This is a genomic window from Pseudomonas sp. SDO524_S393, from assembly GCF_054071875.1.
In genome coordinates this window covers 39,243-53,166 of record NZ_JBSVVZ010000045.1, presented here as the reverse complement: position 1 = coordinate 53,166, position 13,924 = coordinate 39,243, and the positions used below count along the sequence as shown (strand labels likewise).

General features: G+C 62.8%; 11 protein-coding genes. 5 read left to right on the top strand and 6 right to left on the bottom strand.

Annotated elements, in window-relative coordinates; translation table 11 throughout:
* Positions 1-137 precede the first annotated feature (137 nt).
* Together ACW9IB_RS19415 and ACW9IB_RS19410 are read left to right on the top strand one after the other, a co-directional pair.
* Complete coding sequence (locus ACW9IB_RS19415) at positions 138-314, top strand: hypothetical protein (RefSeq protein ID WP_163034621.1); 177 nt, start codon at positions 138-140, stop codon at positions 312-314.
* A 52-nt stretch (positions 315-366) separates the two neighbouring features.
* Positions 367-2,535: a mechanosensitive ion channel family protein gene (locus ACW9IB_RS19410; RefSeq protein WP_457369232.1), complete on the top strand. Its 2,169-nt coding sequence runs from the start codon at positions 367-369 to the stop codon at positions 2,533-2,535.
* A 122-nt stretch (positions 2,536-2,657) separates the two neighbouring features.
* Here ACW9IB_RS19410 and ACW9IB_RS19405 read toward each other — a convergent pair whose 3' ends face one another.
* The 5 genes from ACW9IB_RS19405 to ACW9IB_RS19385 form a co-directional block, all read right to left on the bottom strand.
* Entirely contained in the window at positions 2,658-2,879 is a 222-nt protein-coding gene (locus ACW9IB_RS19405) for an MbtH family protein (protein WP_457369181.1), read from the bottom strand.
* 82 nt (positions 2,880-2,961) lie between these two features.
* Positions 2,962-4,356, bottom strand: a complete 1,395-nt coding sequence (locus ACW9IB_RS19400) for a diaminobutyrate--2-oxoglutarate transaminase (RefSeq protein WP_457414968.1) — start codon at positions 4,354-4,356, stop codon at positions 2,962-2,964.
* Between the two features lie 104 nt (positions 4,357-4,460).
* The gene (locus ACW9IB_RS19395) at positions 4,461-5,228 is read right to left on the bottom strand and encodes an N-acetylmuramoyl-L-alanine amidase (protein ID WP_457414967.1); all 768 of its coding nucleotides are present in this window, start codon (positions 5,226-5,228) and stop codon (positions 4,461-4,463) included.
* Between the two features lie 124 nt (positions 5,229-5,352).
* Entirely contained in the window at positions 5,353-6,675 is a 1,323-nt protein-coding gene (locus tag ACW9IB_RS19390) for an ATP-binding protein (protein ID WP_457414965.1), read from the bottom strand.
* Positions 6,672-7,352 (bottom strand): response regulator, encoded by a 681-nt coding sequence (locus tag ACW9IB_RS19385; protein ID WP_457369185.1) that lies wholly within the window; start codon positions 7,350-7,352, stop codon positions 6,672-6,674. The genes ACW9IB_RS19390 and ACW9IB_RS19385 overlap by 4 nt, the downstream gene beginning before the upstream one ends.
* Positions 7,353-7,527: 175 nt before the next feature.
* On the opposite strand from ACW9IB_RS19385, the gene dsbD reads away from it, so the two are divergent.
* Genes dsbD through dsbG form a run of 3 tightly spaced genes read left to right on the top strand, consistent with a single transcriptional unit; the run spans position 7,528 to position 10,840 of the window.
* The gene (gene dsbD / locus ACW9IB_RS19380; RefSeq protein ID WP_457414964.1) at positions 7,528-9,258 is read left to right on the top strand and encodes a protein-disulfide reductase DsbD; all 1,731 of its coding nucleotides are present in this window, start codon (positions 7,528-7,530) and stop codon (positions 9,256-9,258) included.
* Positions 9,258-10,103, top strand: coding sequence for a prolipoprotein diacylglyceryl transferase family protein (locus ACW9IB_RS19375; RefSeq protein ID WP_457369187.1), 846 nt, complete (start codon positions 9,258-9,260; stop codon positions 10,101-10,103). Before dsbD ends, ACW9IB_RS19375 begins: the two co-directional genes overlap by 1 nt.
* Entirely contained in the window at positions 10,079-10,840 is a 762-nt protein-coding gene (gene dsbG / locus ACW9IB_RS19370; RefSeq protein ID WP_457414962.1) for a thiol:disulfide interchange protein DsbG, read from the top strand. The genes ACW9IB_RS19375 and dsbG overlap by 25 nt, the downstream gene beginning before the upstream one ends.
* A gap of 95 nt (positions 10,841-10,935) precedes the next feature.
* On the opposite strand, the gene ACW9IB_RS19365 is transcribed toward dsbG, so the two are convergent.
* The gene (locus ACW9IB_RS19365) at positions 10,936-13,605 is read right to left on the bottom strand and encodes a hypothetical protein (RefSeq protein ID WP_457414960.1); all 2,670 of its coding nucleotides are present in this window, start codon (positions 13,603-13,605) and stop codon (positions 10,936-10,938) included.
* Positions 13,606-13,924: the final 319 nt, after the last annotated feature.

Here is a 13,924-nt window from a genome sequence, read left to right as displayed (position 1 = left end):
ATTCCAAACTGTGGGAGCGGGCTTGCCCGCGATTGCGGCCTCAGGCACGCCGAACTCCACCTGACACACATCAACACCATTTCCCATAATCCGACCTAAACTTGTCAGTATTCCCACTCCGACAAGGCCGTCGCCCCATGATTTCCATGTCCTCGTTCCACGCCATGCTCATTCCCATTCTGATCGGCATGATCATGCTGGCGGTCGGCTTCAACTTTCGCGACAAGCCCCTCGGCGTGTTTGGCATGTGGCTCGGCATGCTGCTGATCCTGGGTACCGTGGTGTACAAGATCCTCGCAAAACTGGCTGAATGACGATTGCACTCGTACACTCGGTCAACCCGTCGTTTTCAAGGTTGACCGCCTCGTGTTTTCCCGTCTGTTCGCCCTGCCCTGCTACCTGCTGATCGCCCTGCTCACGCTGCTGCCCTTCGCACCTGCCCAGGCCGTCAGCCTGCCCGGCCTGCTGGGCAGTGCCAACAAGCCCCAGCCCCAGGCCGACGTGCCCTTGGGCCAGTCGCTGGACGAAGTGATCAAGACCCTGGAAAACGATCAGCAACGCACCCAGTTGCTGAGCGACCTGAAGAAGCTGCGCGAGGCCACGCAAAAAGCCCAGCCCGCCGCCGAACAAGGTGTACTGGGCCTGATCGGCGGCACTCTGGCCAACCTGGAAGCGCAGTTCTCCGGTGCCGACAGCCCGCTGGGCCGCTGGTCGAATGAAATCGACCAGGCCGGTGACGAACTCAGCGCCCTGATGCTGCCAGCCAATGAATGGTTGCCGATCATTTTCGGTTTCGCCCTGATCCTGGCGGTGTGGAGCCTGTTGGCCTACGCACTGATCTGGCTCAGCCACCGCGTGCGCGAGCGATTCGGCCTGCCGGAAGAGCTGCCGCAACATCCGCGCACCTGGGACATGTTGCGCTTCGCGTTGCGCAAGCTCGGGCCCTGGATGATCGCACTGGTGATCACCGTTTACCTGAGTTACGCGCTGCCCTCGTCGCTGGGCAAATCCCTGGCCATGGTGCTGGCCTATGCGCTGGTGGTGGGTACCTGCTTCTCGGCGATCTGCGTGATTGCCTTCTCCCTGCTCGACGGCCCGCACCGCCATCGCGCGCTGTACATCCTGCGTCATCAGGCATTCCGCCCGTTATGGTGGATCGGCAGTTTTGCCGCCTTCGGTGAAGCCCTGAGCGACCCACGGCTGGTCCAGGCCCTGGGCCAACACCTGGCCCACACGGCGGCGACTGTCGCCAATGTCATGGCCGCGCTGTCCACCGGCGTGTTCATCTTGCGGTTCCGCCGTCCCATCGCTCACCTGATCCGCAACCAGCCGCTGTCGCGCCGCCTGACCCGCCGCGCGCTCAGCGACACCATCGAAATCATCGGCTCGTTCTGGTATCTCCCGGCCTTGTTGCTGGTGGGCATCTCGCTGTTCGCCACGTTCCTGTCCGCCGGCGACACCAGCACCGCCTTGCGCCAATCCTTGCTGTGCACGGTGCTGCTGGTGTTGTGCATGGTGATCAACGGCCTGGTACGCCGCCATGCCCTCAAGCCGCAACGCGGGCACAAACGCCATGCGCTGTACTCCGAACGCCTGAAAAGCTTTGTCTACACCCTGGCCCACCTGGTGGTGTGGCTGGTGTTTATCGAACTGGGCCTGCGGGTATGGGGCCTGTCGCTGATCCGCTTCACCGAAGGCGATGGCCATGAAGTGAGCGTCAAGCTGTTCGGCCTGGCCGGGACGCTGTTGTTCGCCTGGCTGATCTGGATCCTCAGCGACACGGCGATTCATCACGCCCTGACCCGTTCGCGCAAAGGCCTGGCCAACGCCCGTGCGCAGACCATGATGCCGTTGATCCGCAACGTGCTGTTCGTGACCATTTTCATCATTGCCGCCATCGTCGCCCTGGCGAACATGGGCATGAACGTCACCCCGTTGCTGGCCGGTGCCGGTGTGATCGGCCTGGCGATCGGCTTTGGTGCGCAGTCGCTGGTGGCGGACCTGATCACGGGTCTGTTCATCATCATCGAAGACTCCCTGGCCATCGATGACTACGTGGACGTCGGCGGCCACCTCGGCACGGTGGAAGGCTTGACCATCCGCACCGTGCGCCTGCGGGACATCGACGGCATCGTGCACACCATTCCATTCAGCGAAATCAAGAGCATCAAGAACTACTCGCGGGAATTCGGCTACGCGATCTTCCGCGTGGCGATCCCCCACAGCATGGACATCGACGATGCCATCAAGCTGATGCGCGACGTCGGTCAGAAGATCCGCAACGACCCGCTGCAACGCCGCAATATCTGGTCGCCGCTGGAGATTCAGGGGGTGGAAAGTTTCGAGTCGGGCAGCGCGATCCTGCGGGCTCGCTTCAAGACCGCGCCGATCAAACAATGGGAAGTGTCACGGGCGTTCAATCTGTCGCTCAAACGACATCTGGATGAAGCCGGACTGGACCTGGCCACGCCGCGCTTGAGTGTGCAGGTGGTGACGGGGGCATCGGGCGGATTGGAAAAAGAAAAAACCAGCTAGAAGGCAACACTGCTTTAATGTGGGAGCTGGCTTGCCTGCGATAACGGTGTATCTGTGCCAAATGTGCCGGCTGACCCACCGCTATCGCAGGCAAGCCAGCTCCCACATTTGGTGTGCGCTACTTAAGCGACAGCCGCGCCGTCCATCTTCTGGCGCAGGCTCAACGGACGCATGTCGGTCCAGACTTCTTCGATGTAGGCCAGGCATTCCTTCTTCATGCCGCTCTTGCCAACGGTGCGCCAGCCTTCCGGCACGACCTTGTAGTCAGGCCAGATGGAATACTGTTCTTCATGGTTGACCACTACCTGAAACAGGATGTCGTCGCGGTCAAATACTGAGGTCATTGCTGTTCTCCATGGTTAGAGGGTTGGCTGCGCGCACTGCGCAGCACGGCTATCTGTAGAAACGTTCCAAACCTGCAAAAAATTAGAGGCTGGCCACAGCGGCGGCCAGGGCCCGACCGAAGATGTCGGCGACCTGGTCGACTTCAGCGGCGGTGATCACCAGCGGTGGCAGGAAGCGCACCACGCTGCCGTGCCGGCCGCCCAGTTCGAGAATCAGGCCACGCTTGAGGCATTCGCGCTGTACCAATGGCGCCAACTGGCGATGTACCGGCGGATGGCCCTGGATATCGAGGGCGCCGTCGGGGTCGACCAGTTCGACGCCGAGCATCAGCCCGCGACCGCGAATATCCCCCAGCTGCGGGAAGTCGCGCTGCAGGATGCGCAGGTGTTCGCCCAGGCGCTCGCCCATGGCCGCCGCGTGGCCGGCCAGGTCGTGGTCCTTGAGGTAGCGCATCACCGCCGAGCCTGCCGCCATCGCCATCTGGTTGCCACGGAAGGTGCCGGCATGGGCGCCTGGCAGCCAGGTGTCGAGCCAGTCGCGGTACACCACCACCGCCAACGGCAAGCTGCCGCCGATAGCCTTGGACATCACCACCACATCCGGAATGATCCCGGCATGTTCGAAGGCAAACATTTTGCCCGTACGCCCGAAACCGCTCTGGATTTCATCGACGATCAGCGCCACGCCTGCCTGCTCGGTGATACGCCGCAGGCCGCGCAGCCAGTCGAGGTCGGCCGGAATCACACCGCCCTCGCCCTGTACCACTTCGACGATCACCGCCGCCGGCAGCAACACCCCGGCTTCCGGGTCGTTGAGCAGGTTTTCCAGGTAATGCAGGTTGACCCGTACGCCTTCGGCGCCGCCCAGGCCGAACGGGCAGCGATAGTCATAGGGGTACGGCAAGAACTGCACGCCATTGCCGAGCAGGCCACCCAAGGGCTTCTTCGGCCCCAGGCTGCCCATCAGGCTCAAGGCGCCCTGGCTCATGCCGTGGTAACCGCCCTGAAACGACAATACCGTGCTGCGCCCGGTGGCGGTGCGCACCAGTTTCAGCGCCGCCTCCACGGCATCGGTACCGGTAGGGCCGCAGAACTGGATCTTCGCCTGCTGTGCCAGTTCCGTCGGCAACAGGCCGAACAGGTCCTGCACGAACTGGTCCTTGACCGGCGTGGTGAGGTCCAGGGTATGCAGCGGCAGCTCATCGGCCAGCACTTGCTGGATGGCCTCGATCACCACCGGGTGGTTATGCCCCAGCGCCAGAGTCCCGGCACCGGCCAGGCAGTCGATGAAACGACGCCCCTCCACGTCCTCCACGTAAAGACCCTTGGCGCGCTTGAGCGCCAGCGGGATGCGTCGCGGATAACTGCGGGCGTTGGACTCCTGCTGACGCTGACGGGCCAGCAGAGGGGTTTCGTCGAACTGGTAGAGCGTTTCTTGAAGCGACGTGTCTTCGATACGGCTGATAGCGACGGACATTACTCGATCCCTCATCTGGTTCCTGCTGTAGAAACGCGCCAGCCAGGCGAGGATTTAGGGCAGAGGTCGCGAACTGACGGATGAAGATCAAAATGTGCCGAGCCTCACAGGCCTCGGTACTTGTCGTTCAAGGCATATAGAATTGCGCAGGTTTGCGCGTCCAGATGCCCGCCATAATCCCGGGGCCGAAAATGCATCTGAAACGCCCGGGTGCGCTGCTCGAAGGCTTGGCGGTTGCGCGCCGGCGCATAACCGTAACGCTGAAACGCCCGTTCCACTTCGACCTCCGGCGGCAACCCCAGGCAAAAGCGGCGCTGGTACATCGCTCGGGTCGCTTCGTCGAACCAGGCCCCTACCCCCGCATCATGCAGTTGTCGCCAGGGTAACCGGGGGCCCGGGTCGCTTTTACGCCAGTACGCCACGTCCGAGTGCCCGAGAATGTCGGTCGGCCCGATCTGCGGATACCGACCGAGCATGTCGCGCAGCAGCGCAATCAGCACAGTGACCTGCTCTTGCGCATAATCGGGAAAGGTAAAGATCCCCTGTTCGTCTCGCGCCAGGTTGACCAGCTCGATGCCAATCGAGCGGCTGTTGAGGTTGTCCCGCCCGTCCCAATGACTCACCCCGGCGTGCCAGGCACGCTTGTCTTCCTCCACCAGACGAAACGCGCGCAGCTCCTCATAACCGGCGGCGCAATAACCCGGTTCTGTGGGGTCTGGCAGCAGGTAATGGGCGCTGACCCCATCGCGGGTCAGGGTATTCAGGGAGGGCACAAACGGCAACGCGGTGTAGTGCAGCACCACTTGGCGCACGGGCTCGCCGTTACGCTCGTTGAAGTGTTGAGAGGGAAAGGTGGTATCGATGACCAACATGGCAGCTGTCCTTTTCAAGTCAGGCTGAGTCGTTCAGCCCGTTCAAACGCAAAAAAATTACCGCCATCCTGAAGGCTGCCACTTCAGCAGGGCGGTAATTATTTGGGGGTTGATCCTTAACGGTTCAGCGGCGCAGCGGCATGCCCAACTCAACCCGCAAGCCATCGGCCTGGCTGTCGAACTTCAGTGAACAGGAGCAGCGCTGCACGATCGCCTGCACGATGGCCAGGCCCAGGCCGCAGCCTTCGCTGCTGCCGTTGCGCCAGAAGCGCTGGGTGAGGTATTGCAGGTCTTCGCTGGAGATCTGCTTGCCGTGGTCGCGCACGCGGAACACCACGTTGTCGGCGGTGGTGAGCACACTGAGTTCCACACGGGTATCGGCCGGGGTATGGCGCAGGGCGTTGTCCAGCAGGTTGCGCAGGGCCGCGATGGCCAGGCCCACCGGCATTTCCACCGGGCGGTCGCTGAGGGTGTCCGGCAGGATCAGGTCGATGCGCGAGTTGTCGCCCGCGTTGGCATCCTGGATCGCCAGGCGCGCGACCTGTTCGGCACTGGAGTGCATGCCATCGTCAAACGACAGGTTGCCCTCCACCCGGGCCAACAGCAGTAATTGCTCCAGGGTACGGTGCAGACGGTCTGCACCCTCCTCGGCATGGGCCAGGGACTGGTCACGCGCAGCGCCGTCGGTCATGCGGGCCACTTGCAGGTGGGTCTTGATCGCCGTCAGCGGGCTGCGCAGTTCGTGAGCAGCGTCGCCGGTCAGGCGGCGTTCGCGCTCGATGGTCTTGGCGATGCGCTGCAACAACTGGTTCTGGGTGTCGAGCAACGGCTTGAGCTCGCTGGGCAGCGGGTGAATCTGCAAGGGTTCGAGGGAGTCGGCACTGCGCCGCATCAGCGCGTCGCGCATGCGATTGAGCGGCAACAGGCTCTGGCCGATGCCCAGCCACAGCAGGCACAGGCAGCCGAGCATTGCCACGCCCACCGGCGCGGAGGCAGCCAACAGGATCGACAGGTTCAGCGCCTCGCGCTCCACTTGGCGGTCAGCGGTGGTGATCAGCAAGTCGCCCCGGGACAAGGTGAAACTGCGCCAACCCACGCCGTCGATCATCTGGTCGCGAAACCCGCTGCGGCGCGATTCCAGGCCTTCATCCGGCGTCGTGTGGCTGCGCGCCAGGATTTCGCCGCGCAACGAGCTGACCTGGCACGCCATGCCACCCGGCACGTTCAACTGTTCGGCGCTGAAATGCGCCCCACCGCTCACGCTGGCCAGGCCCGGCATCTGCTCGGTCAGCCCGGCCACCATGCGCGCCGACGCCACCAGGCGCTGGTCGAGGGAGAACATCATCTGGTTGCGCAGATCGTTGAGCATCCAGGCGGCTGCCAGGGCCCAGATCAGCACAAAAGCGGCGCCCAGCTTGAACGTCAGCCGCAGGCGCAGGCTTTTCACGACACCTGCTCTCCACCGTCAGCCGGACCCAGGCGATAACCCAGTCCGCGCACGGTCTCGACGATGCCGTTGCCCAACTTGCGCCGCAAATGATGGATATGCACGTTCAGGGCGTTGCTTTCCAGCTCGTCATTGAAGCCATAGACGCTGTCTTTGAGCTGTTCGCTGGACAGCACCCGGCCCTTGTTGTGCAGCAGGGCCTGCAACAGCGCCTGCTCGCGGCGTGACAGGTCCACCGGCTGGCCCCCCAGGAAGGTTTCGCGGCTGCTCGGATCGTAAGTCAGTCGACCATGCTCGATCAGGTTGACGCTGCGTCCGGCCACCCGGCGCAGCAGGGTTTGCAGGCGTGCGGCGAGTTCGCGCAGGTCGAAGGGCTTGAGCAGGTAATCGTCGGCGCCGGCTTGCAGGCCGTCGACGCGGTTGGTCACCGAGTCCCGGGCGGTGAGGATCAGCACGGGAATCTCCAGGCCCTGGTTGCGCTGTTGCTGCAACAGCTTGAGGCCATCTTCGTCGGGCAGGCCGAGGTCGAGCACCATGATGTCGAACGTCGCCGCCTTGAGCATCGCCCGCGCCGCAGCGGCCGAAGCCACGCGCTCGACGGTAAAGCCCTGTGCGCCAAGGCCGGCCACGATACCGCTGGCGATCAGTTCGTCGTCTTCACAGACCAGTACGTGCATGCTGAACCCTTCATGAAAGATGGGAGGATTAGAAAAGCGGCGGATTAAGCGCGCATTATGCCGCCAAACTTCGCAACATCAGATAATCCCTACACTCTAGAATAGCGCCGGTTAATCATCGGTTAATCAGCACCCCACATTGTGTGCCTCACTTGAAACGAACTAAGGCTTGACCATGCGGCATCTGTTTACCTTTCTGCTGGTGTTGTTCGCGGGATTCGCCCAGGCTGCGCCGGGCAACGATCCTTTTGCGAGCAAACCCGACTTTCTCCCGGTGGGCAAGGCGTTCACCTTTACCTCCGAGCGCCTGGAAAGTGGCGAGACCCAGCTGTATTGGCAGATTGCCGACGGTTATTACCTGTACAAGCAGCGCCTGAAGTTCGACGGCCTGGCGCAGAAACCCGCGCTGCCCCAGGGCGAGGCGCATAGTGACGAGTTCTTCGGCGAGCAAGAGGTGTATCGCCAGGGCCTGGAAGTGAAGATCCCCGCCGGCGTCACCGGTCAGGTCAAGCTCGGCTGGCAGGGCTGCGCCGATGCGGGCCTGTGCTACCCGCCGCAGTCGATCACCGTGGACCTGGGTGGCAACCCGGCGGTGGCTGCCACCGCGCAGGCCCAGGACCAGACCCTGGCCAGCGGCCTGCAACAACGCAGCCTGGGCTGGAGCCTGCTGGTGTTCTTCGGTCTGGGCCTGCTGCTGGCCTTTGCCCCCTGCTCGCTGCCGATGCTGCCGATCCTCGCCGGACTGGTGGTGGGCAGCGGCGCCAGCCCACGGCGTGGTTTCGCCCTGGCCGGCAGCTACGTGGTGTGCATGGCGCTGGTGTATGCGGCGCTGGGCGTCCTCGCCGCGCTGCTCGGCGGCAACCTGGCCGCGCTGCTGCAAACGCCGTGGATCCTCGGCAGTTTCGCCGCCCTTTTCGTCATCCTCGCCCTGCCCATGTTCGGTTTCTTCGAACTGCAACTGCCCGCCTTCCTGCGGGACCGCCTGGACAACGCCAGCCGTCAGCAGAGCGGCGGCAGCCTGGTGGGCGCCGGCATTCTCGGTGCACTGTCCGGCCTGCTCGTGGGCCCGTGCATGACCGCGCCACTGGCCGGCGCGCTGCTGTACATCGCACAAAGCGGCAATGCGCTGCATGGCGGCCTGATCCTGTTCGCCATGGGCATCGGCATCGGCGTGCCGCTGTTGCTGCTGGTCACCGTGGGCAATCGCTTCCTGCCCAAGCCGGGTACCTGGATGAACGTGCTCAAAGGCGTGTTCGGCTTCCTGTTCCTGGGGACCGCCGTGCTGATGATTCGTCCGGTCGTCGACTCAAGCCTGTGGATCGGCCTGTGGGGCGCACTGGCGCTGGTGATGGCCTACTGCGGCTGGAGCCTGGCCCGTGAATACGGCCTGGCCGCCAAGGTGTTTGGCGCCGGCGCCCTGGTGCTGGGCCTGTGGGGCACGGTGCTGGTGGTCGGTGCGGCCGGGGGCAGCGACGACCTGTGGCAACCGTTGAAGGTCTACAGCGGTTCGCGCGGTGCCGCTGCGCCGAGCGCCCACGATGCCTTCATGACCATCAACGATCCGGCCGTGCTGCAAAACCAGCTCGACAGCGCCAAGGCCCAGGGCCAGTGGGTGTTAGTGGACTACTACGCCGACTGGTGCGTGTCATGCAAGATCATGGAAAAACAGGTGTTCGGCCAACCCGACGTACTGGACGCACTGAAAGACGTACGCCTGCTGCGCCTCGACGTGACCGCCGACAGCGCCGCCAGCCGCGAACTGCTGGGCCGCTACCAGGTACCGGGGCCACCCAGCTTCGTGTGGATCGGCCCGGACGGTGAAGAACGCCGCGCCCAACGCATCACTGGCGAAGTGGACGCCGCCGCTTTCCTGCAACGCTGGAACCAGACCCGGGACGCCCTCTGATGCTGACCCTGACCATCGGCACTTTCGCCATCGCCTTGAATCACTTGCTGCTGATTACCGCGCTGATTCTCGCCACCCTGGTGGGCTGGCGCGTGGCCAAGCGTGGCGGTGAAAACCCCGAATCGGTGCTGTTCAGCCTGTTCCTGCTGGGCATGCTCGCGGCGCGGGTCAGCTTTGTCCTGATGTATTGGGATGAGTACAGCAGCGACTGGCTGCAGATGGTCGACCTGCGTGACGGCGGCTTCCTCGCCTGGCCCGGCGTGATCGCGCTGGTACTCGGCGCCCTGCTCTATGGCTGGCGTCGCCCGGCCCTGCGCAGACCGCTGAGTGCCGGGGTGATCACCGGCCTGGTGTTCTGGGGCATGACCAGCCTCGCGCTGAACGTCTACGACAAAGGTTCGCGCCTGCCGGAAATCACCCTGCTCGATGCCAACGGCCACGAAGTGCACCTGACCGATTACAAGGGCGGCCCGCTGGTGATCAACCTGTGGGCCACCTGGTGCCCGCCGTGCCGCCGCGAAATGCCGGTACTGGAACGCGCCCAGCATCAACGCCCGGACGTGACCTTCCTGTTCGTCAACCAGGCCGAAGGCATGCAAAGCGTCAGCACCTTCCTGGCCACCCAGGGCCTGACCCTCGACAACGTGCTGTTCGACGCCGGCGGTCGCCTTGGCCAGGCCGTGGGCTCCATGGCCCTGCCCACTACACTGTTCTATACCGCCGACGGGCGCCTGATCAACAGCCACTTGGGCGAGTTGTCCCAAGCCAGCCTGGCCCGCGCCATGGAACCCTTCGACACCGCTATTGAAAGGAAACCGACATGCCTCGCCTCCGCCACCTGCTGACCCTGCTGCCACTCACGCTGGCGGCTACCCTGGCCCAGGCCGAAGACTGGCCGGCCCCCATCAAACAGATCGAAGCCAAGGGTGCCAAGATCATCGGCAAATTCGACGCCCCCAGCGGCCTCACCGGCTACGCCGCCCAGTACCAGAACCGTGGCATGGCGCTGTACCTGACCGCCGATGGCAAAAACGTGATCGCCGGCAACCTGTACGACGCCCAGGGCAATGACCTGAGCACCGCCCCCCTGGAAAAACTGGTGTACGCGCCGATGGCCAAGGAAGTCTGGGCCAAGATGGAAAACAGCAGCTGGATCCAGGACGGCGACAAGAACGCCCCGCGTATCGTCTACCTGTTCAGCGACCCCAACTGCCCTTACTGCAATATGTTCTGGGAACAGGCCCGTCCCTGGGTGAAGGCCGGCAAGGTGCAGTTGCGCCACATCATGGTGGGCATCATCCGCGAAGACAGTGCCGGCAAATCCGCCGCCCTGTTCGCCGCCAAAGACCCGCAAAAAGCCCTGGAAACCCACGAAGCCGCCGGCAAAGGCAGCAAATTGCAGGCACTGGCCAAGATTCCGGCAGACATCGAAGCCAAGCTCGATGCGAACATGAAGCTGATGGACGAGCTGGAGTTGTCGGCGACGCCGGCGATTTTCTATCTGGACGACAAGGGTGGGTTGCAGCAGCAACAAGGGGCGCCATCGCCGGAGAAGCTGGTGAAGATCATGGGGCCGAAATAAGCGACGCCTGCGCTGACGCTTTCGCGGGCAAGCCCGCTCCCACATTTGACTGTATTCACACATTTCTATCGGTGAACACAGTCAGTGTTGCGGGGCTAGAGCTCCTTCACTCGAATATTGTCGACGGCATAGTCATTCCCTAAGCCGGTCGCAACATGGTTGTAGAGTTCGAGGAGCATAGTAGTGGCGCGGGCAGTGAAGATCACGCTCATTTGCTGCCAGCTCTGGCTGGAAATAGCAGCGGGTCCCAGCAATTTCGCGCCTGCGACCCATAGGGATACCTCGGGTATGGCCGGCACATTATTCACTCGCCGAATCGAGATACTGAACACGTAGTCGCGCCCGACTTCCAAGCCGGCGTAATTGCGATAGAGGAACACGCCCGCAGAGCGATCGGTGTACGTCCAGTTGTAGAGGAACCAGTTTCCACCCTCGTGCTTGATCACCAAGTCCCTCGGATCCGCAGCGGCCGGGCCTTTTATCCAGCCGTTCCAGTCACCGTCGTCAAACGTGGTGACGTCGTCGAAAGCCTGGCGAATGGTCAGCTTCAATTGATGAAACACCACCGCATCACTTTTACGATGACTGCCGTCGGCAGTCACTTCGCAGGTAATTGTCAACGTGGAAAGGTTCTTCAGGCCACTGATGTCGGAGCGTTGTATGACGCCTTTCAATCCAGCCTGGACTTCTGAGTCGAGGAGGGTTTTACCCACATAAACGTCAAACGCATAAACGCTTCCATCCTTGAGCGTTCCAGTCGCGCTCAACCAAACTTTCTGCCCCGCCAGGGCAAACCACCAGGCGGCAACAGAGACATCCGCATGGGTGGAAAAGGTGCGCAGATCGAGCACGCCCGCCGTGGCTTGCCGGACGACAGGCGTCGGCAGACGGACCGGTATACTCACGCCCAACTCAAGATCCGCCGAAGTCTGCTGCCGACACCGGCTGGTCACGCTGTAGCGGATCGGCACGGTTTTGCCGATGCCGTGAATCACCGCCTCACGCGGCACAGCAAAATCGACGAACTCCTGTGCGGGATCTCCCGGTTTTGGTGCGAGCGCCAGGCACACACCCGCCTGCTCCCAGCACAAGGCGATGGTGTGATGTGCACTCATGCCGTCATATTCCACGCGCACCGTCACGCCATCCTTGCCGTTCCACACCGTCAGTTGGTTACCCACCGCCTCACGCACCGAGGGCGCCAACAGCACCAGGTCGGCCTGGACCATTTGCAGTTGCAGCGGCCGGAACGCTATGGCATCGGCCAGATCCGTCGAGCCTTGGAAACTCACCGCAAAATGGATTTCAAAGACCAGGCAGTCGGCAAGTTTTTCAAGCTGCTCACGGGCCAGTGCCGCACTGACACCCTCGCTCACCCACTCGGGCGTAACGGGCGCAGCCACCAGAATATCCCAGTGAAAGGCACTGCCATCCTCACGTTGGCCGTCGATCCACATCCAGCAGGTTTGTCCCGGCGCGCTGTAATCCCAGGCGGCAACACGGGCAGTGGCGTCGCCGGGGAACGTGTTGAGGCACAGCTTGCCACCGGTTTGCTCGTCAACCTCGATGCCACTCAGGCCCTTGGGCTTGAGCACGTGCACCGAGGTTGTCGGCGAAGGCCACAGCACGTCGCGCAGCACCGTATAGGAGAGAGCAATCGACTGGCCAAAGTTGGCACTGATCGCCGACGCCGGCACAGGGAACACAAGTTTGCTCTCACCGCCCTGCACGTCCTGGCACACCAGCACGGGTGACCCCGGGCCTGGTGTTCCTGCAAATTTCACACACACATGGTCACCGGGTTTCATGCCGTCATACGCCACCTCGACATGAGTACCGTCGACGGTAAGCGCCGGGTTGAGCACATACCCTTGTCCCTCAACGTAAACCGCTTCGCGCAGTTTGGGCGCCAACAAATTGAGTTCCGGTTCACCGACTCGCAGGTTCGCCGTGGCACGCGGAATCTCATGGGCATTGGCCGGGATGTGGGAAATCTGTGGATCTTCCGGCGGCGTGCCGGGCGCCCCATCGAAGGTGACCCCGACGTGCACTGTCACCGACGACCAGTCTTCGTTTTCGCCCAGCCACTCGCGCAGGATCTCCAGCAGGAAGCAGTAGCCACCCTGGGCCTCCTCCTCGGTGACCACGTGATCTTCCAGAACCCAGTGAAAACGCCGTGGCGACAGGTGCTCGTTGCCCACCGCCTCGACCCACAACCGCTGCCCGGCGGCGATAAACGGCCAGGCGCACAGTTCGATGCGGGCGTTGCCGGGGAAACGGGTCATGTCCAGCCACCAGGAACCCTGGACAAACACCAGGTCCAGAAACTCGGGCGTCGGCATGTCGTCGGGATCAATGACTTCCACCGTCAACTCCAACCGCAGCGACTCATCATTCCCGCTTTCGTACCAGATGGTCAGCGTCTGGCCGATGCAATAACCGACCACCCAGGCCGGCACAGGCACCTTGACCCCACTACTGCCGACACCCTGCGCCACGGCGCTGAACACGGGCGATGCCTCCTGCCCCTTGATCGCCCAGAACACATTGATGGGCGCACCGCTGGGGATGGCGGCGTCGATGATCACCTCCGTACCCGCCGTGGACGTCATCGGCGGCAAGGTACTGTTGGCCGTGGCATGCAGCACCTTTGGCAACGGCAGTTGCTTGAGCGCTGCGGGCGTTGCGCCCTGAGGCTTGGGCAAAGGCGAAGAAGCGGCGGTTGCGGCACCGGTTTTTGATTTAGGTGTTTTAGCTGTAGCCATGATCCACACTCCCATCCAAGGATAAATAACCCTTCGGCCCACCCCGGGCAGACCCAGTCATAGCGGTTATTTAATTCCTGTGGGAGTGCAGTTGCCTACTGTCAGATTTGACAGTTATGACGCGTCATCGGGGATTACCCGACCAACGGCCGCCACACAATCCGAGTGAAAAAGGCGGCGCCTGAGCGGACTTCATCGCGGGCAAGCCCGCTCCCACACTTGACTGTGCTCACACATAAAGATGTGTGAATGCAGTCCAATGTGGGAGCGGGCTTGCCCGCGAAGAGGCCCTGACAGGCGATGCCGATTAAAGCCCCTC